Raw genomic sequence first — 17,569 nt, 5'->3', positions numbered from 1 at the left:
TCCCGCTATTTTTTCCAGCCCTTACTTTTCAGGCATCTGCTGAAACATGACAAGTTCCCAGTCCGGGTACAGTCCTTCGTGGAAGAACGAAGCCATATCCTTTACGCCTTCGATAGTTTTATTAATTGACATGTAGTACCAGGGGGCAAAGCAATACACTTTTCCGTTCTTAACGGATTGAAAATCTTTTAACAACGGCTCGGTTTTCAGCAGACTTTCCAGTGAAGGCATATAGGCAACCATCGATGAATAAATGAAAACGTCCGCATCCTTGCCTTTAGCGTAGAATTCCTCCACGGTGACTTGGGAGCTGCTGGCTTTATCCGGATTAACCTCCGCAAAGACGTAGTCTCCTCCGGCTTCCTTGATTTGCTTGGCGACATACGATCCGCCGTCCGGAATATACACTTTGCCATCGTAGATCATGCCATAGACAACCTTTGGACTCGGTTTATCCTTGACGGCAGCGGCAATCTCATCCAGCATCGCCGCTTTCGCCTCGATAAAGACGGCGGCTTCCTGACCCTTGTTATAGAAGGCGCCTAAAAATTTCAGCCATTCCAAGCGTCCAAGATCCGTCGCTTCCGTATAATCATTGACCACCGCGCAGGGGATTTTAAGCTCCTTCATTTTGGCCAGCGTTTTCTGCAGTCCGTAATCCCCGGTATAGACAAAGACCATATCCGGGTTCAGCGCCTGGATTTTTTCATAATCCGGATCCGCCATGCCCCCAGTACCGACATATTGGATAGCGCCGCTCTCCATACGCGTTTTAACCGCATCGACGTACCAGTCCGCCGTGTCCGTGGTCACAGCGGCGATGCTGTCCCATTCCTGATCGGTAAATATCGCCTGCAGCAGCCCCACCTGCGTGGTCGAACAATAAACCACCTTTTTCAGGGGCGTGTTGACCACCGTCGCACCTGCAGCCTCGCTAATTTCAGGGGTTTCCGTACCCTCCGGCACCAGCAGGAACTGATTGCCTTCAGCATCTGTCAATAGGGTGAAATTATCACCGTAATCGACGATTTTAAACGCGCTCGTATAGCTCAAACTGACCTCTTTGCCAGTTAAGGCTTTATTGCTTTTCTCAGTTCCGCCGGAACAGCCGACCATAAGTGCGGAACAAAGCATAATTATAATGACAATTAAACAAACATTTTTTTGATGACCCCGAATCATGATAATTCCTCCATTTTCATGTTTTTATTAAGTAACCCAGTACCTTGTTAACTTGAAAGCTTAATATTAATTGCGTGCAGGTTTCTTGTGTTAGATCACGCAATCACTAATCTGAAACGTTAACCAGCGGTGACACCTCCAATTAATTTTAATTTATCTTTGAATTTCGGAAGTTCGATTATCTTCCAAATTTCACTCCTGTTGAATATTTTGTATCAGTCGGATGACCTCATCCACAGACCTGGCTTTGTTTTCATGGTGCAGTTCCTCACGTTCAATCATAATTACCGGAATCCCAATACGTTGTGCCGCACGAATCTTTTCCATGACGCCTCCTGTATTTCCGCTTTCTTTTGTTACCAGTACAGCCGCGTTGCAATATTTGATCAAGGCAATATTTAGTTCTTCGCTGAAAGGCCCCTTCATAGCGATAAGGTTATTGGCATTAAAACCCATTTTTTCACACCGTTCAATGACTTTGCTGTCAGGAAGGACCCTGATAAACAAACGATTCTTATACTCTGGAATATTTGTAAATACTTTGACTTTGCCGCTTCCGATAGTCAATAGAATATTGCCCTGGCAGCTTAAGAGTTTTTTATATGCCTCATCATGGTTTTTTACACGGATAATATCTTTCCAATTGTCAATCACAGACTCTCTTTCATAGCGGATATAGCCAATTTTTTTTATTTGGGAAACGCTCATCGCATTGCGGGTTGTCTCCAAAGAAAAAGGATTGGAAACATCAATAACGTAATCCGGCTCAATGCTATCGAGCAAGCCGGCGATCCATTGCTTTGAGACCCTCCCTTGATGAATACGGATATTTTCAATATCCGCCAAAGCCTGGCTTCCAAGTCTCGAGGTAACAACTGCCGAAACTTCGATATTCATTTTCAGCAATTGAATAATGACCTCTTTTGCTTCTGCTGTGCCTGCAATTACAAGCGATTTTGACATGGTTCCCTACTCCTCGCCCACATCGTTTTTTTCAATAAAAAAACTCTCAATGCCTAACAACATAAGCAATGAGAGTCCGTCTCAAATATAAGCGAACAAAAACTCAAACACCCTCCATCACGCGTGAAGTTGCTAGTGTACGAAACGCAGGCAGGTCTTCTGGCTTAAGTCTCATCGTCTCCTCCTGCCTTCCCGGTTACAGTGGCATTCCTGGAGGGACTCCTCTTTTACAGCGGCGGGACCGCGTGGGATTTACACCCACTTCCCTTTTCACCGGCTCATAACTTCTATTCAGCGAAATTATAACCGACACCTGTTTCCAATATTTTGTTTTCAGTCTGATTATATCGCATCCCAAATGCTATGTCACGAAAAAATTTATCGGCATTTTTCCTTCCCCTCAGGCATAATCATACCAAGGATAGAAGAGAATCAATGTCCGGTTATTCATATAGGTGATACCTATGCCTGTTCCATGTGTCAGAATTATGTATAAATTTATCATTGATTCAGCAGCTTGATTGCAACTGCTTGTATAAATACACATGATGAAAAAATGCTTGCCTTTTATTGAATTTGGATCTATAATCGTCAGTAATTGAATATTTCAGCTGTAAGTGACCGGTTGATAGCCGGTATAATAGGGAAACGGGTGAAAGTCCCGTGCGGTCCCGCCGCTGTAAAAGGTGAGAAGTCCTTGAAAAACCACCGAATCCGGGAAGGTAAGGATGACGATGAACCTTAAGCCAGAAGACCTGCTTGCAGTTAGTTCATTGTATACCTACGGTCGATAGGAGGATGGATTGTGTTACTGCTTGAATCTATGCAGATGCACAGTTTTGTAAACCTTTTTGAATCCACAGGACAAAAGGTTTTTTTATTTTCGCTTTGTTTATTTCGCGGACACTCTTATGCAAGCTATTTGCCGGCGTGCATAAGATTGACATTTTAAGTTCTCCTTGATTATCTCTCCCTTATGGAGAGGAAGCATGTTTGTCATTGGACTGAGGTACAAACATGCTTTTTCTTTTTACAAGTGGTATTAATTACTCAAATTTTGGAAGGAGGTTCCAAGATGCCGGTTACATTAAATATTTTATTAGATCATTTTCCACTTGTTTCTTATGCCCCTAAAAAGGAAAATCCAAAATTTCTTGGGATCAAAATGCTAAGCTGCCATAGCAGCCGTCTTTCCCCAGATTACCTTTATGTGTGTAACTTCACAAAAGCCGTTAAAATAAGTCAGTCTTTTCCGAACCTCTACTTATTATGTCCCCGGGACGGTTTACAGGAATACGTGGCTGACAACGCTTTGAGAAGAGTGATTATGTTTGACGGTAAGATTAATTATGATTCGTTTTTTAGGTTTAAGGAGGTTTTTAAGACTTTCAAGGAGTGGGAAAGCAACATGCAGCGCTCTCTTATTGCTGGCCGCGGCTTACAGGATTTACTGGATATCAGCGAAAATATCATCGACAGTCACATTGCTGTCGTTGATTCGGGATTTAATCTTCTAGCGTATACGCAGCATACGGAGTGTGAAGCCCCCCTGATTCTTGGTCTGCTGACTCAAAATCCCCGTGCCAATCACAAGCTGCGTTATCTTAACCTATCCTGGGAATCATGGAGTCAAATGCCAATAATTATTATTGGGACAATACAAGATAACCGCAATTATATCCATGCTTTGAAAGTGCTGAACAACATCGCCGGCAATCCGGTATTGGTCGTCCTGACATGTCATTGCCGGCAATTAACTAAAGGGCAATATGACAAATTTTCAATACTTCTCGCGAAACTATCCTGTTCCATAAACACGCTGGGAACGCCCTCAACTCCTTCTTTCCAATTGGTTACATACAGTCACGGTAATGTAGAAAACTGATTGTTGTCATCTAGTGACTATGCCGGTGATGAATGTTTGGCGTGTGCCCATGCCAATGTTCTGTCTCTTCGTGTTGGTGGACATGCGAATGATAGTTTTTTTCCAATTTCGTATCACCCTGATGACTGTGGGTATGATGCCCATCACTATGGCAATGCCGGTGTTCATGTTCGGTATAGTGATGTCTGTGCCAATGAACATGGTCTTCTTTTAATAACAAAATGGCACCCAGTATCATCACAGGCATTGCGACAATAAACTGTATTTCCGGAACCTCTCTATATAAGGCGATGGATAAAACAGCTCCCAAGAAAGGCGCAATGCCATATAAGGCGCTTGTCCGGGCTGAGCCCAGTTCTCGCATGCCTTGAATAAAGAAAACGATACTGCAGCCATAGCTTAGACACCCCAAGAACATTGCCATTACCGCATAGGACAAATGCGGAAATGGCTGTCCGATAATTTGCGCCAGGAGCAGAGAGAATATTCCTGCACACGAACCTTTGATGGCAACAATCATATATGGATCTTTAGCTGAGATATTCCGTGTAAAATTGTTATCCGCGCCCCACAAGCCGCAAGCGGCGAGTACCCCGACGGCACTAAGGGAGAAACCCCATTGCCCGGAAGTATTCCAGGACAGCGCGATGCTGGCAACGGCAATTAATAGAACTGCCCCCCAAATACGCTTCCCGATGTGTTCTTTAAACACAATCCCGGCAATAATGGTTGTCGCCACGCCTTCAAAATTTAACAAAAGGGCAGCTGTCGAAGCAGGTGCCTGTTTCAGTGAAACCATCAAGACAATGGGAGCGGCTATTCCGCCGGATGAGATGGCCCCGATCAACCATGGCCAATCCTGTTTAACAATTTTTGCTTCACGGCAACTGCCTTGATCAGCCTTAAACAAAACGCGCCAAAGCAACATCCCCATACCGCTGCCTATGTACAAGAATCCGGCCAGCGGTACAGGGGCAATATCCCCTAACAGCAGCTTTGCCAAAGGGACACTGGCCCCGAACAAAGCGGCGGCTGCGATAATCTGCAAAATAGGAAACCAAAACAATCTATTTTGTTGATTTTTCATTCTTCCAATCATTTAATGCCTTCCGCGCCTCAGATATGGTCATCGCCGATTCTGTCAAAGCAAAATCATCTTTCGCCCTCAGTATTTCCATTAGATGCCCAATTCGCGGCAGCCTTAAGTTAACACTTCGAATCGTTTCCTTTTCTGAAAAGACTTCTTTCGGCGTCCCTTCCAGAATGACTTTTCCTCGATCCAGGACATAAACAAAATCGCAGTAGAGCGGAACAATATCAATCTCATGGGTCGAGATAACAATGGAAAGCCCAAGTTCATTTTGGGTTTCCTTAAGAAGTTTCATGATCTCACTGACTCCCATCGGATCAAGCCCTGCTGTCGGTTCATCCAACACCAGTATATCCGGCTCCATAACAAGCACCCCGGCAATAGCCACCCTTTTTTTCTGACCGAAGCTGAGAGAATGGGTCGCTTTATTCTTCAGATGGGTTATTCCTGTTCGCTCCATCGCGATTTCCACTCTGCGGCGAATTTCCTTTTCCGGTAATTTCATATTAACGGCCCCAAAAGAAATATCTTGATAAACATTAGCGGAAAAAAGCTGGTTATCCGGATCCTGAAAAACAATACCAACCTTCCTGCGCAGTTCCTGCAGTCCTTTTTTTGTATAATCAAGCGGCGTCTCTCTGAAGAATACTTGCCCGGAGGACGGTTTCAAAATCCCGTTAAAGTTCAGAAACAACGTGGATTTTCCGGCGCCGTTACTTCCTAATACCGCGGTCGTTTCCCCTTTTCTGATGCCCAGAGTAACCTCATCCAAAGCGCTGGTCCCGTCGGCATACGTGTAAGATAACATTTGCGTTTCCAGTATGCAGTCCTTCATTAGAGCAAACCTCCCCAATACTGTCTGGCCAGCAATACCGCTGTAATCAAACCAACATTCATTATTATTGTTGCCAGGAAACGCCGCCAAGAGAAGGGCGCTATTTCTTCCAACACGGCGATTTTGCCGTCATATCCCCTGGCTTCCATCGCCGTATACATATCATCTGAACGTTTGTAGGCCCGGATAAAAAGCGTTGAGGCCAACATCCCTAACGAACGATACCCTGCTTTCAGGCTCGAATAACCCAAGCGGGAATTTTGAGCCGTATACATGGTCTCCGCAGTTTCCATCAGCACAAATATAAACCGGTAAATCAAGCTCATCATTTCCAGCATAAGCTGCGGACATTTCAGCTTGCGCAGTGCGGACAGCAGATCAACCATCGGCGTATTCAAAGACAAATAATACAAACAGGACACCGCTCCCAAAGCTTTGAAAAAAAGCTGTATCGCCGTCTCCATACCGGGTTTGGAGAATCCCAAATAAAAACCAAACACTGGAAAAGCCAGAATAAACTGATGCGGATCGTTTACAATTTGAAAAGCGATCATAAGGACACCCAGAATAAGGAAAGACATTGGTATGAGCATCAGTTTAAGAAAAAAAGGGAGGGGTATGCCTCCCTTTTTGACAGTCAACCAGCTCATAATCAATAATACGGTAACCGAAAGCAGGATAGAGTTTGCCCAAAGACAGACACATAACGTCAGCAAAGCAAGCGCCATTTTTTCCATGGGATTTGTTTTACTTAGTTTGGAAGCATAGGCATATTTATCGATATTGATCATCTTTTGATTTCCTTATATTAGTTTTTGTTTTTCTCTTCCCTTTTATAGCGTCCCTTCATATAGCCGAGTCCGTAAAAGAGTATACCGGAACCAAGTGCTGCTTGCAGAGAGAACAGTAAGCTTTCAATCTCTCCGCTGGGCGGCTCAAAAATAGAAGAAAACCACGGCGTGTATTCAGGATTAATTTCAGTAATCGCCGTTTCAGCTTGACCGTCTGCTCCGCCGAATTCAGCGTTTTTGTTCATAACCAGCGGAACAATGGCGAGCAAAATAACGATGGCAATCAGGACAAGATTGGTTGTCAGCCTGCTTTTATTATTCGGCATATTGTTGCTACTGCTCATCTTAAATCCCCCCCAGCAAATACTTTTAAGGAATGAAGTTCGTCGCTTTTCAGGTAAGTCTTGATCGCGTTAAAAATAATAACCGTTAATATGCCTTCACTGATGGCCAGAGGCACTTGGGTAAAGGCAAAAATCCCCATAAATTTGCCGGCTGAGACTGCAATACCCCCAGTTGCGGCAGGGAATGCCACCGCCAGCTGCAACGATGTGACAATGTAGGTAACCAAATCCCCCAAGGCCGCCGCCAGAAACACGCCCAGCCACTCCGGTCCTTTTAGTTTTTTCACCAGCAGAAAAACACCGTAGGCGATAAACGGACCGACAATCGCCATGGAAAAGGTATTGGCGCCAAGCGTCGTCAGCCCACCATGAGCTAGTAGAATCGACTGGAACAGAAGAACAATAATGCCAAGTACGCTCATAACGGCAGGGCCGAACAAGATAGCTCCCAAACCAGTTCCTGTAGGATGTGAACAACTCCCGGTAACGGAAGGTATTTTCAAAGAGGATAAGACAAAGACAAACGCACCGGCCATTGCCAGCAGCAACTTTAGTTTTGGAGACTCATTGGTTATTTTGCGCATGGCGTATAAGCCATACGCGACAAACGGGATGCACAGAACGCCCCAGGAGATACACCAGACCGGGGGAAGAAACCCTTCCATGATGTGCATGGCAAAAACATTTTGAGGCAATAAGATCAGCATCAGGGTGATGCTTGCGACCATTGTTATTCGTTTCGTATTCATTCGTGTCACCTTTCTTCTTGATCTAAACTAAAATCTTCTCATAAAATATTATTATCAAGCCATGTTATTACTTCATTGACACTCCTCATGGTCAAACCATAGTCCGTTTTGTTTTTTCGAATTACAATGATTTCCAGACCCGATTCTAACGCAGCCGAAATTTTCGTATCCGTCCCGCCGGCTTGACCGCTGTCCTTTGTCAACACGACGTCCGCTCCATAGAACTTAAAAAGCGCTTTGTTAATGTCTTTGGAAAAAGGACCTTGCATGGCGACGATGTCCCGGGGTTGAATACCTAAGTCCTGGCATTTCTGTACCAGTCGTCCTTCAGGGAGAACCCGGACAATAAAACGGGCCATGCCCGCAAAAGCGCTATGTACAATACTACCCAATTGGTGACTGCCGGTAGTAACAAAAACATTAACCTTTCGTCCTTTTTCCCGGTGTAATGCACCAACGCGCTCATTAAGACGATACAAAACTTCATCCCAATTATATGTCTGGAATATCAAGGAATTTTCTGGGATGTGGGTTTCAGGTCTTTCTAATCTGAGGTACGGAATATGGAATTGTTCACATAACTGTCTCAGTGAACAGAACTTATCACTCAAAGGATGGCTGACATCAAGAATAACTGAATCCGCCGGCAAACAGTCTTTAACCGTCCAAGCCGACTTCTTAATAAAATTGATCCCCCTGTTTTGGAGATGTTTACTTAATTCAAAAGCTGCCGATGTTTCTCCCAGAAGGACAATCATTTGAACCTCCTTAGCCTATAGATAAAACCGAGACAATGCCGCTCCTTGCCATCCGTGGCACCGCGGCAGTAATCCCTCCATGGATAGCGCCGCTCCTTGCCATCCGTGGCACCGCGGCAGTAATCCCTCCATGGATAGAAAAAAACCTCTACCATGAAAAGGTAAAGGATCTAACCTGTATCAGAAAGCGGTAAGAATTCCGAAAACATAAGGCATTCACCTCCCTAACATCCCGTAGGTAGTTACAGTACCCAGTATGAGCAGGTCTCCTGGCTTAAGATCTTTATCGAATCACGTCTTCCCAGGTTAATCCCAGTGACATTATGTGATTCGACTCCCTCGTACAGTGGCGGGAACCGCGTCAGCTCCAACTGACTTCCCTTTTCAATTCTTGCCCTCGGGCAGGAATAACTCATTACTGTATATTCAATTTGATATATTATAGCATGCTAGCTTAAAACTGTACAGTTTAATTCTAAGCTATTATTCTGCATTTTCGCTCATACCTTCATCCTTTATACCCTCATATTCTTACTGTTTCAAACAAGTCGTCGCCTTTAACGATCAGAATTTTATCCCCCCTACCAGGATTGTAAAAATATGCGAGCACACTATAATGATTTTGACAGCAGAATTAAGAGGAGTGATTATTATGCATATGGCTGACGCATTAATTTCACCGGTCGTTGGAGCGGTAATGTGGACTGCGACAGCAGGGGTTGCTGCCTATTCGATAAAGAAAGTCCAAGCTGAACTGGATGAAAAAAAGATCCCGATAATGGGGGCAATGGGCGCATTTGTTTTCGCTACACAGATGATTAATTTTTCGATCCCGGGTACAGGATCCAGCGGACACCTTGGGGGAGGACTTTTGCTTGCCATTTTGCTCGGCCCCTATGCCGGCTTTATCACGATGGCTGCCATTTTATTGATTCAGGCCTTATTTTTTGGTGACGGCGGGTTGTTAGCTTATGGCTGCAATGTATTTAATCTTGGTTTCTATACGTGTTTTCTTGCTTATCCACTGATTTACAAAACCATAACAAAGAAAGGAATCTCGCCCAAACGCATTCTTGCCGGTTCAATGATCGCAGCGATTGCGGGTCTTCAGCTGGGGGCTTTGAGTGTGGTATTTGAGACATTCTTGTCTGGAAAAACGGAACTTCCTTTCAATGCTTTTCTACTCATGATGCAGCCGATCCATCTGGCAATTGGCATTGTTGAAGGGCTTGTAACCGCTGCCGTAATTTCCTTCGTTTGGAAAGCCCGGCCTGACTTGTTGGAAAAATCGGCAGTAACTAATACTTCCGGTACCAAAGCAATTAAACGTGTTGTCATCGGCTTCTTGATCGCTGCCCTGGTGATCGGCGGCGGTGTTTCCTGGTTTGCATCTGCTAATCCCGACGGACTGGAATGGTCAATGGAGAAAACCGCAGGCGTCACGGAACTGGAAGCAACGGACGGGATTCATGGTTTTTTAGCCGGAATTCAAAGTAAAACGGCTTTTTTGCCGGATTATGGTTTTAAAACAACAAATACCGAAGCTCACACTGAACCGGCAGCAGAAACCGGAGATACTTGGCCTGCTGTAAGTGCTGGAACATCCGTTTCCGGTTTCGTTGGCGGCGCGCTTACACTCGCATTGCTTATAATGGTAGGATTTGTCCTGCATTTTTTAAAAAGACGGAAACCTAAAGCAGCTGCCTAGTACAACGTTCTCTAAATAACTGGACATTCAAACCCCATTAGCTCGGTCTGCGTACCACATTTCCGGCGTCAAGCGGAGTAGGATTGCGAAGCGCAACGGTCCATGGATGGACCTAAGTTAAAATTCGCCAAGGAGGGCATAAGAATTTTAACTTCCTCAATGTAAATTCACGGATGGCGCAAGAGCCGAAAGCGGAATGTGGTGCGCGGACCGGACCCAAGAGAATATAGTTGTCTAATTATTGAAAGATCATAATACGAGATATGCCGCCGAAGACAACGATACACCGATGAAATAATAGATACTTATAAAGCACTTGCCTTTTCCATTATTTATAGTATAATCATAAGTAATTGAATATTTATCTGTAAGTGACCGGCTGTTGCCGGTAGAATAGGGAAACGGGTGAGAGTCCCGTGCGGTCCCGCCGCTGTAAAAGGTGAGGAGTCCTTGAATAACCACCGGATTCGGGAAGGTAAGGATAACGATGAACCTTAAGCCAGAAGACCTGCTTGCAGTTAATTCATTGGACGCCTACGGTTGATAGGAGGATGGATTATATTTCTGCATAAATCATGCAGATACACTGTGATCTAACCTTTTATCCATAGGATAAGAGGTTTTTTTATTCAACCTTGGTTTACTCATTCGCGGATACCCTCAGGCAAGCTTTTGCCGGCGTGCTTGAGGTTGATATTAAGTCCTCCTAAAATATCTCTCCCCCAAAAGGAGAGAAAGCATGCTTGTTATCGGACTGATAAACAAACATGCTTTTTTTTTATTCAATGATAGACTCTTGCAAAATTGGGGAAGTTCTGTAATGTCGGTATAATGCCGTACAAGACTAAAATTAATCCGCCGATGATGCCATACCAATACGGCTTTGATTCTCTAAATTGCTTTAATCATTATTACTTTTCAATCTCCTTGATCGCCTTACGAGTTTGATTGCCGAATAGATCGTAATGGGAACCGCCAATATCAACCCGATAGATCCTGAAAGCATCCTGATAACTTCACTTACGAACAGATCCGAGTTTAAGAACTTTATCGGATCAGACATAAATATGTTAAGAAGAAGCAGAAGAGCTATAGCACCGCCAGTGTAAGCCAGGATCAGCGTGCTGGACATCATGCTCATCACATCTCTCCCGACATTCATTCCCGTCTTCCATAATTTGCTCGGTTTAATATCGGGATGGATTTCATAAAATTCCTGTATCGCCGATGCAACAGAAATGCTGGTATCCATTACAGCCCCTAAGGAACCAATAAGAACTCCTGCGAGAAAAATGCCTCTAAAATCATAAGTTATTCCATTGGGTACGGTACTTAGAATATTCATGTATTCAAATTCAATCCCTTGAATTCTCCCAAAAATAGCCGACGCATAACCTGCCATGCCAGCAATGACAACTCCGAAAACGGTGCCAATGATGGCTGCAAAGGATTTTATGTTAAATCCATGAACAAGCGGAATCGTGATTATGGTAACGGCAGAGCATACGGCCACAGCTCCCACTAACGGATTACCACCGTTTTTGATATACGGAATAAACCAAAACCAAATGAGCATCCCGATAAATGTGAGACTCACAAGGGATGCCAGGCCTCTTCTTCTTCCTAGCAATATGAGAGCTAAAGCGAAAAAGAATAACAAACCATACAGTGTATACTCCCTTGATATATCCTGAATATGCGCATTGACTATTTTCCCTTCGTTATCCGTATCGAGATAAACTACAACACGATCTCCCGCCTTCAGATCATATGTCCCCATGGTATTCGACCCCTTGTGAACAAGGTTTTCAATCATTACCGTCTGATTAGCATACTCCTTATGCGTGAGCTTTACTTCCAACTGTTGTGTAATTACTTCATCCGACATATTCAGAAAATCCTGTGTCTTTGTCTCACCGATTACTCTAACAACAATTCCCTTTGAAAACTTTTCAACCGGTGTTGATTCATTTTCAGTTGAATTTTCTGTAACAAAACCATCGTCTGTCTCTGCCAGTACCCTCCCCTTGGTAATTCCAGCATTTAGAAGGCATAATACCAGGAATAATATAGCAATAACCAATACATATTTTTTCACAATAGCCTCCATTTTAAATCTTTCTCTTTTCCCTAACATAAAAAGGTATCAAATCCAACGCAAAAATCAGCTTATTGGCTTCTGATCTATTATTTGACAGATAAAACTAATTTTACCATACACTTTCTTTCACTCCAAATATGATAGTGACAAACCCTCCTTCTTGTTTGCCCATTGGCGTTTTGACTTAGGAAGTAGAAAATTTATTCTGATTTCGGGTATAATGAGGTATCGGGAGGAAAAAGAATGCAGGAATTGAGTTATAAAATGGAAAACTATCTGGAAGCCATCTATGAGTTGTCCCGTGATGGCAATAGCGCCAGAGTATCCGATATCGCCAGAAAATTGGGCGTTTCCAAGGCGAGTACCACCAGTGCCATGGCCTCACTTTCAGAAAAAGGCCTTATTGTCGCTGAAAAATACAGGGAAATATACCTTACCCCCAGCGGACTGAAACTGGCACAGTCGACATCCTGCAAACATCAGGTTATCCATCAGTATTTGACGGAAATATTACATGTGGATCCTGCTATTGCCGATTCGGATGCCTGTGCGATAGAACATGTAATCAGCAACGATTCGATTAAAGCCATGCAAAAGCATCTCTCGACTCGTACCGTTCTCCCGGAAAAATAACCTCTTGCATTGCGTCATCGCCCTGAAAGAGGTTATTGCGTTATATGGATCATATATCCGTATATTTCGGGCTTTCTGTTCATTTGGGACAATCGGTGTATTCTAAGCTTTTGGCGCGGGTGCATTGCGGCGATCCTGAGCAGCTGCAGCCGGTGCATTTGGTGCCTCTTTTTTTGTCCTGTCGGATTTTATATATAGCCAGGGTTACGATTGCGATAATTACCACGCTGACAATGATATCGATCAGATTTATCTCCATACTCATAAATTCACCGCCTTTATTCCGTCATAGCCTTGGTTAATTTTTCCGCCTTTCAGCATAAAGTAACCAATGATTCCTACGATAATCCCTACAGCGATTAACCCTCCCACAAAACCGTGACCAAAGCTTCCGGTTAAAATGAGCGTTCCAACCTGATATACAAGAAAACTCAAGACGTACCCCATACTGAATTGGAAGCCAATGGCGCCCCACAGCCATTTGTGGGATTCCAGTTCCGTATTCATCGCACCGATGGCCGCAAAGCATGGCGGTGTAAAAAGGTTGAATACCAAATAGGCAAGGGCAGCCGTCGCACTAATCCCGAAGACGGCATTGACTTCAGCGCTGCCGCCAACCAGTGTCAAATCTTCAACGTTGATAAAATTCGTCACGCTAAAACAAACGGCCAGGGTTCCCACAACATTCTCTTTAGCAATAAAGCCTGTCACTGCTGCTGCCGCAAATTGCCACAAACCAAATCCCAGGGGAATAAAGAGGATCGCTAACGGCGTGGCGATACTGGCTAAGATGCTCGTCTCCGGCGAGTTTGCGCCCACTGCCCGGAAGTGCCAGTCAAAAGTCTGCAGGATTTGAACCACCGCATTGCAGACAAGGATAATGGTACCCGCTTTGACGATGAAATCCTTTGCCCGCCGCAGCATGGAAAATGCTGCGCGTTTCAGGCTGGGCACCTTGTATTCCGGCAGTTCCATAATGAAATAGGACTTGGAATAATCTCCGGTGATTTGACGGATGATCAACGCCCCGATAATAATCACCAGGATACCGAGAAAATACATCGAAGTCCCGATCCAGGCATTCTCGCTGAAAAATACTCCGGAAAAAAGAGCAATGATCGGCAGTTTTGCCCCGCAGGGCATAAAGGGCGCCAGCATTGCCGTGGTACGCCGCTGTCGTTCATTCTTAATGGTTCGAGTCGCCATGATACCGGGTATCCCGCAGCCTGTACCAATAATCATCGGGATGATGGATCTGCCGGATAAACCGACTTTCTTGAAGAATCTATCAAAAACGATGGCTACCCGGGCCATATAGCCACTGTCCTCCAATAAGGCCAGACAGAAAAACAACATCATGATCAGTGGCAAGAATCCCAGGACTGCTCCCACGCCGCCAATGATACCGTCGAGCAGTAACGCGCTTAACACCGGGTTCACATTGTCACCCAGCAAAGCGGCAACGCCGCCGTATAATAAATCGATCCATCCGACAAATATATCCGCCACCCATGGTCCGACCCACGTCTGCGAAATAGAGAAAACAAGATAGATGACTGCCGCAAAGATCGGGATTCCCAGCCATTTGTGCGCAACGATCCGGTCAACCTGATCCTGTAGGGTTTGTTTTTCGGAGCTGATCATTTTTCTTTCCACTTCGGCGACGATCGCATTAACAAAGGCGTACCGTTTTAGATTTGTCTGTTGGTATTCTTCCTTACTGGTAACTGTCACAGATCCCCTTATATTCGGCGGGTTTTGTTTTATTTTAGCTTTGTCCGCAGCGAAGACCTCCGCCAGCAATTCCTTCAGACCATTCTTGTCGGATTTGGTTAATATCGTTTCTACCACCGGGCATTTCAATGCCTCACTCAACGCTTGCACATTAATCATTGTGCCCTTCTTCTGGGTTAAGTCACTTTTATTCAGAGCGATGACGATCGGTATGCCCAAATCCAGTAATTCGGTTGTAAAAAATAAACTCCGGCTTATGTTTGTAGCATCGACGATGTTGATGATCACATCCAGTTTTTCATTCAGTACAAACTCTTTGGTAATGGACTCTTCCTGTGTATAAGGCGACATCGAGTAAGCGCCGGGCAAATCAACCACGATCGTATTTTCTTTACTCTGATCTAAGCTCTGGTTTAAGCTGCTCTGGTATAAGCTCTGCTTAATAATGCCTTCTTTTTTTTCCACGGTGACGCCGACCCAGTTACCCACTTGCTCACTTTTACCCGTCAGCGCATTAAATAATGTTGTTTTTCCGCTATTTGGGTTTCCTGCTAATGCAATTCGCATCGGTTCCTCCTCAAAACTATGTTAGATTGCTCTAACTTTTTTGTTAAAAAATGACGCCCTCTGGGTACTCATACATTGTCTATTAATGTTCAGACGATAATCGCATTTGCTAAATCTTCATCAATACTATATCGGGCATCTTTAATATTGACGATGTAATTAGACGCTAATTTAGAAATAATGGTTATTTTCTCCCCGGGATAACACCCCAGCGAGAACAGGAATTGCCGTATATCTTCGTAATTGGTTTTCACGCTGCTAACCGTATAAGGTGTATTCAGCTTGCCTTTTGTTAAAGACATTGTTGCTCCCCCTCTTCGAGTTAGATTATTCTAACTTATAGTCAATTAAATAATCACGTGGTATTTAGTTATATTTTATCGTTATTGATAATGATTGTCAATATCTATTTTTCCGATATCATGCATCAGTCCGGCTAAGCGAATCTGCTTCACATCGTCCTCATCAAAACCCATTGTCACGGCAATATCACCGCATATGGCACTGACCCGTTTGGAATGCAGCATCTCTCTGTCACTTTTTTCAAATAATGTATTCATGATCAGGTCGATGGTCTTACGATCCTGCGTTAATACACTCGTAAAACTCCGCTTTCATTTAGGCTGACCTCCGGTTAACTCTCATTACAAATGTTCATTCACTTCATCGAAATTAACCGCAATAACTATACCATATATCGGAATTGTTTGGTATTTTCTTCACAGATCTCAGCCACAATTATTATCAGAGAAGTTTGGTATTGGATATTTTTTGATTACATGTTATCCCATTAGAGAAAGCTGATTCGAAAATTGTTGTGCCGACTAATTATTATTGTTTTTTTGTCATATCAATAATATCGGAGATAAAAATACGACAGCAGAGGCAATATACCTGCTGTCGTATTGTTCATTTCTTTTTCCTTTCACCGGAGATATCACTCTTTATTGATCTGCATCCTGATAAGCCATCCGGCTGTAAGCGTATACCTCGTCCTTAAAGATTGGGTATTTCGTAGGATCAGACTTTTCCGGGAAGTAGATATTCTGTGTTAAAAGAGCTCTTTTTCCCTTATATTTGTCGACCCATTCCCGGGCCAGCTTACGGACTTCCTCCTCCGACATCTCGGACGTCAACACCGGGTTCACAACGGCAAAGGCAATAGACGCACCGTTATACTTTTCCAGCATGCCGTCAACGTCATTGAGCGTTGGCTGGGGAAACCAGAGGTCGTCACCTTCTTCAATCATTGCCGGCACCAGGGCCTCGGCTTTGCCGCAGCTGTGATGTTCGAATACCAGTCCCAGGTCATGACAGACATCGATCACCCGCTTCATATAGGGTACAATCATTTCCCGACAAACGGCCAGCGAGAAAAACGGTCCGGTCTGGTGCCCCCAGTCATCATGCATGAAAACACTGTCTATGGGGCAACAGGCGCAAATTCTGCGGATATAGTCACTATAAAGATCGGCCAACCGGTCAAAAAAGCGGTGAACCCCGTCCTTTTGGTCCTCGTCAATCAGTGCAATGGCAGCCTCAGCTACCCCCATAATATTCATGAGCCTTTCCCAGAAACCGAACTGGATGCCCAATTGATTGACTTTATCGGTGCCCAAAAAGACTGTATTATCTTTGGCGATCGCCTTCCAGTCCATGGCGTCAAGATCAGGCATGGTAATATAATCTTCCCACTTTGTAATATCCGGAACTTTAATCAGGCCCGGTCTTACCGTCGCTCCACCAGACAAGCTTTCCCATTGATATTCCAAGTCAAACCACCCTGTAATCACGTTGCCGATTTGTTTAAAATCAACTTCTTCCCCGCCGTCAAGCAATTGGTGGTTAGCCAGGTTATCCGGATGCTGCCTCGGCCTGAATTCCTGGACATCACAGAGTATCCATCCGCACTCCGGAATCCAGTAAGGGGTTTCACCCCGGAACAACATTTTAAAATTCTCGCGCGTTTCGATTGGGCGATAAAATCGTGGACTTTCCGGTACGCCACCCTGAGCAAATCCAATTGAGAACCCTTTGATTCCCGGATACACACCGATGACCTCATGTTCTTTCACAGGATCGTATTTCGCTCTGCTCATCTTGTTACTCCCCTTCTATAACTATATGTAATTTCAGTATAGCCTGAATAATCAAACTCAGTAATACGTCAATTTATTTGAAATTTAGCGAGGGGGAGTGTACAATATGTAGTGCGATAAAGCAGAACCG

17 protein-coding genes, 1 pseudogene and 4 riboswitches are annotated in these 17,569 nt (G+C 44.3%); of the genes and pseudogenes, 3 read left to right on the top strand and 15 right to left on the bottom strand.

What is annotated here, in order from left to right; all coding sequences use genetic code 11:
* Positions 1 to 21: 21 nt before the first annotated feature.
* Positions 22 to 1,182, bottom strand: a complete 1,161-nt coding sequence (locus tag LPY66_RS06620; protein WP_337987302.1) for an ABC transporter substrate-binding protein — start codon at positions 1,180 to 1,182, stop codon at positions 22 to 24.
* 192 nt (positions 1,183 to 1,374) lie between these two features.
* The gene (gene cobK / locus LPY66_RS06615) at positions 1,375 to 2,145 is read right to left on the bottom strand and encodes a precorrin-6A reductase (protein ID WP_337987301.1); all 771 of its coding nucleotides are present in this window, start codon (positions 2,143 to 2,145) and stop codon (positions 1,375 to 1,377) included.
* 132 nt (positions 2,146 to 2,277) lie between these two features.
* A riboswitch (cobalamin riboswitch) is annotated at positions 2,278 to 2,477 on the bottom strand.
* Between the two features lie 266 nt (positions 2,478 to 2,743).
* A riboswitch (cobalamin riboswitch) is annotated at positions 2,744 to 2,922 on the top strand.
* A gap of 298 nt (positions 2,923 to 3,220) precedes the next feature.
* Between cobK and LPY66_RS06610 the strand changes: the two genes are divergently transcribed.
* A complete protein-coding gene (locus LPY66_RS06610) occupies positions 3,221 to 4,030 on the top strand; it encodes a hypothetical protein (RefSeq protein WP_337987300.1) in 810 nt (269 codons plus the stop codon).
* Between the two features lie 10 nt (positions 4,031 to 4,040).
* On the opposite strand, the gene LPY66_RS06605 is transcribed toward LPY66_RS06610, so the two are convergent.
* The 6 genes from LPY66_RS06605 to LPY66_RS06580 are packed head-to-tail and all read right to left on the bottom strand — an operon-like array spanning position 4,041 to position 8,597.
* Entirely contained in the window at positions 4,041 to 5,117 is a 1,077-nt protein-coding gene (locus tag LPY66_RS06605) for a DMT family transporter (protein ID WP_337987299.1), read from the bottom strand.
* A complete protein-coding gene (locus LPY66_RS06600; RefSeq protein WP_337987298.1) occupies positions 5,098 to 5,955 on the bottom strand; it encodes an ATP-binding cassette domain-containing protein in 858 nt (285 codons plus the stop codon). Before LPY66_RS06600 ends, LPY66_RS06605 begins: the two co-directional genes overlap by 20 nt.
* Positions 5,955 to 6,746, bottom strand: a complete 792-nt coding sequence (cbiQ, locus tag LPY66_RS06595; RefSeq protein WP_337987297.1) for a cobalt ECF transporter T component CbiQ — start codon at positions 6,744 to 6,746, stop codon at positions 5,955 to 5,957. The genes LPY66_RS06600 and cbiQ overlap by 1 nt, the downstream gene beginning before the upstream one ends.
* A gap of 17 nt (positions 6,747 to 6,763) precedes the next feature.
* Positions 6,764 to 7,090: an energy-coupling factor ABC transporter substrate-binding protein gene (locus LPY66_RS06590; RefSeq protein ID WP_337987296.1), complete on the bottom strand. Its 327-nt coding sequence runs from the start codon at positions 7,088 to 7,090 to the stop codon at positions 6,764 to 6,766.
* The gene (locus tag LPY66_RS06585) at positions 7,087 to 7,839 is read right to left on the bottom strand and encodes an energy-coupling factor ABC transporter permease (protein WP_337987295.1); all 753 of its coding nucleotides are present in this window, start codon (positions 7,837 to 7,839) and stop codon (positions 7,087 to 7,089) included. The genes LPY66_RS06590 and LPY66_RS06585 overlap by 4 nt, the downstream gene beginning before the upstream one ends.
* Before the next feature lie 38 nt (positions 7,840 to 7,877).
* Positions 7,878 to 8,597 (bottom strand): precorrin-6A/cobalt-precorrin-6A reductase, encoded by a 720-nt coding sequence (locus LPY66_RS06580; RefSeq protein ID WP_337987294.1) that lies wholly within the window; start codon positions 8,595 to 8,597, stop codon positions 7,878 to 7,880.
* A 243-nt stretch (positions 8,598 to 8,840) separates the two neighbouring features.
* Positions 8,841 to 9,028: riboswitch (cobalamin riboswitch) on the bottom strand.
* Positions 9,029 to 9,249: 221 nt separating this feature from the next.
* On the opposite strand from LPY66_RS06580, the gene LPY66_RS06575 reads away from it, so the two are divergent.
* Positions 9,250 to 10,305 carry an energy-coupling factor ABC transporter permease gene (locus LPY66_RS06575; RefSeq protein ID WP_337987293.1) on the top strand — a complete coding sequence of 352 codons (1,056 nt, stop codon included), beginning with the start codon at positions 9,250 to 9,252 and terminating at the stop codon, positions 10,303 to 10,305.
* Positions 10,306 to 10,657: 352 nt separating this feature from the next.
* Positions 10,658 to 10,835: riboswitch (cobalamin riboswitch) on the top strand.
* Positions 10,836 to 11,093: 258 nt separating this feature from the next.
* Here LPY66_RS06575 and LPY66_RS06570 read toward each other — a convergent pair.
* Together LPY66_RS06570 and LPY66_RS06565 are read right to left on the bottom strand one after the other, a co-directional pair.
* A pseudogene (locus tag LPY66_RS06570) lies at positions 11,094 to 11,198 on the bottom strand (YnfA family protein); the annotation flags it as partial.
* Positions 11,199 to 11,206: 8 nt separating this feature from the next.
* Positions 11,207 to 12,403 carry a YibE/F family protein gene (locus tag LPY66_RS06565; protein ID WP_337987292.1) on the bottom strand — a complete coding sequence of 399 codons (1,197 nt, stop codon included), beginning with the start codon at positions 12,401 to 12,403 and terminating at the stop codon, positions 11,207 to 11,209.
* 246 nt (positions 12,404 to 12,649) lie between these two features.
* Between LPY66_RS06565 and LPY66_RS06560 the strand changes: the two genes are divergently transcribed.
* Complete coding sequence (locus LPY66_RS06560; protein WP_337987291.1) at positions 12,650 to 13,039, top strand: metal-dependent transcriptional regulator; 390 nt, start codon at positions 12,650 to 12,652, stop codon at positions 13,037 to 13,039.
* A gap of 79 nt (positions 13,040 to 13,118) precedes the next feature.
* On the opposite strand, the gene LPY66_RS06555 is transcribed toward LPY66_RS06560, so the two are convergent.
* The 5 genes from LPY66_RS06555 to LPY66_RS06535 all read right to left on the bottom strand — a co-directional run bounded on the left by LPY66_RS06555 (position 13,119) and on the right by LPY66_RS06535 (position 17,439).
* A complete protein-coding gene (locus LPY66_RS06555; RefSeq protein ID WP_337987290.1) occupies positions 13,119 to 13,304 on the bottom strand; it encodes a FeoB-associated Cys-rich membrane protein in 186 nt (61 codons plus the stop codon).
* A complete protein-coding gene (gene feoB / locus LPY66_RS06550; RefSeq protein ID WP_337987289.1) occupies positions 13,301 to 15,340 on the bottom strand; it encodes a ferrous iron transporter B in 2,040 nt (679 codons plus the stop codon). The genes LPY66_RS06555 and feoB overlap by 4 nt, the downstream gene beginning before the upstream one ends.
* Before the next feature lie 89 nt (positions 15,341 to 15,429).
* Positions 15,430 to 15,642: a FeoA family protein gene (locus LPY66_RS06545; protein WP_337987288.1), complete on the bottom strand. Its 213-nt coding sequence runs from the start codon at positions 15,640 to 15,642 to the stop codon at positions 15,430 to 15,432.
* An 81-nt stretch (positions 15,643 to 15,723) separates the two neighbouring features.
* Entirely contained in the window at positions 15,724 to 15,900 is a 177-nt protein-coding gene (locus LPY66_RS06540) for an HD domain-containing protein (protein WP_337987287.1), read from the bottom strand.
* A 384-nt stretch (positions 15,901 to 16,284) separates the two neighbouring features.
* A complete protein-coding gene (locus tag LPY66_RS06535; protein ID WP_337987286.1) occupies positions 16,285 to 17,439 on the bottom strand; it encodes a hypothetical protein in 1,155 nt (384 codons plus the stop codon).
* Positions 17,440 to 17,569 lie beyond the last annotated feature (130 nt).

It is taken from the genome of Dehalobacter sp. DCM (assembly GCF_024972775.1).
Taxonomy (GTDB): domain Bacteria; phylum Bacillota; class Desulfitobacteriia; order Desulfitobacteriales; family Syntrophobotulaceae; genus Dehalobacter.
Note: the sequence above shows the minus strand (reverse complement) of the source record. Positions and strands in the feature narration are given on the sequence as shown.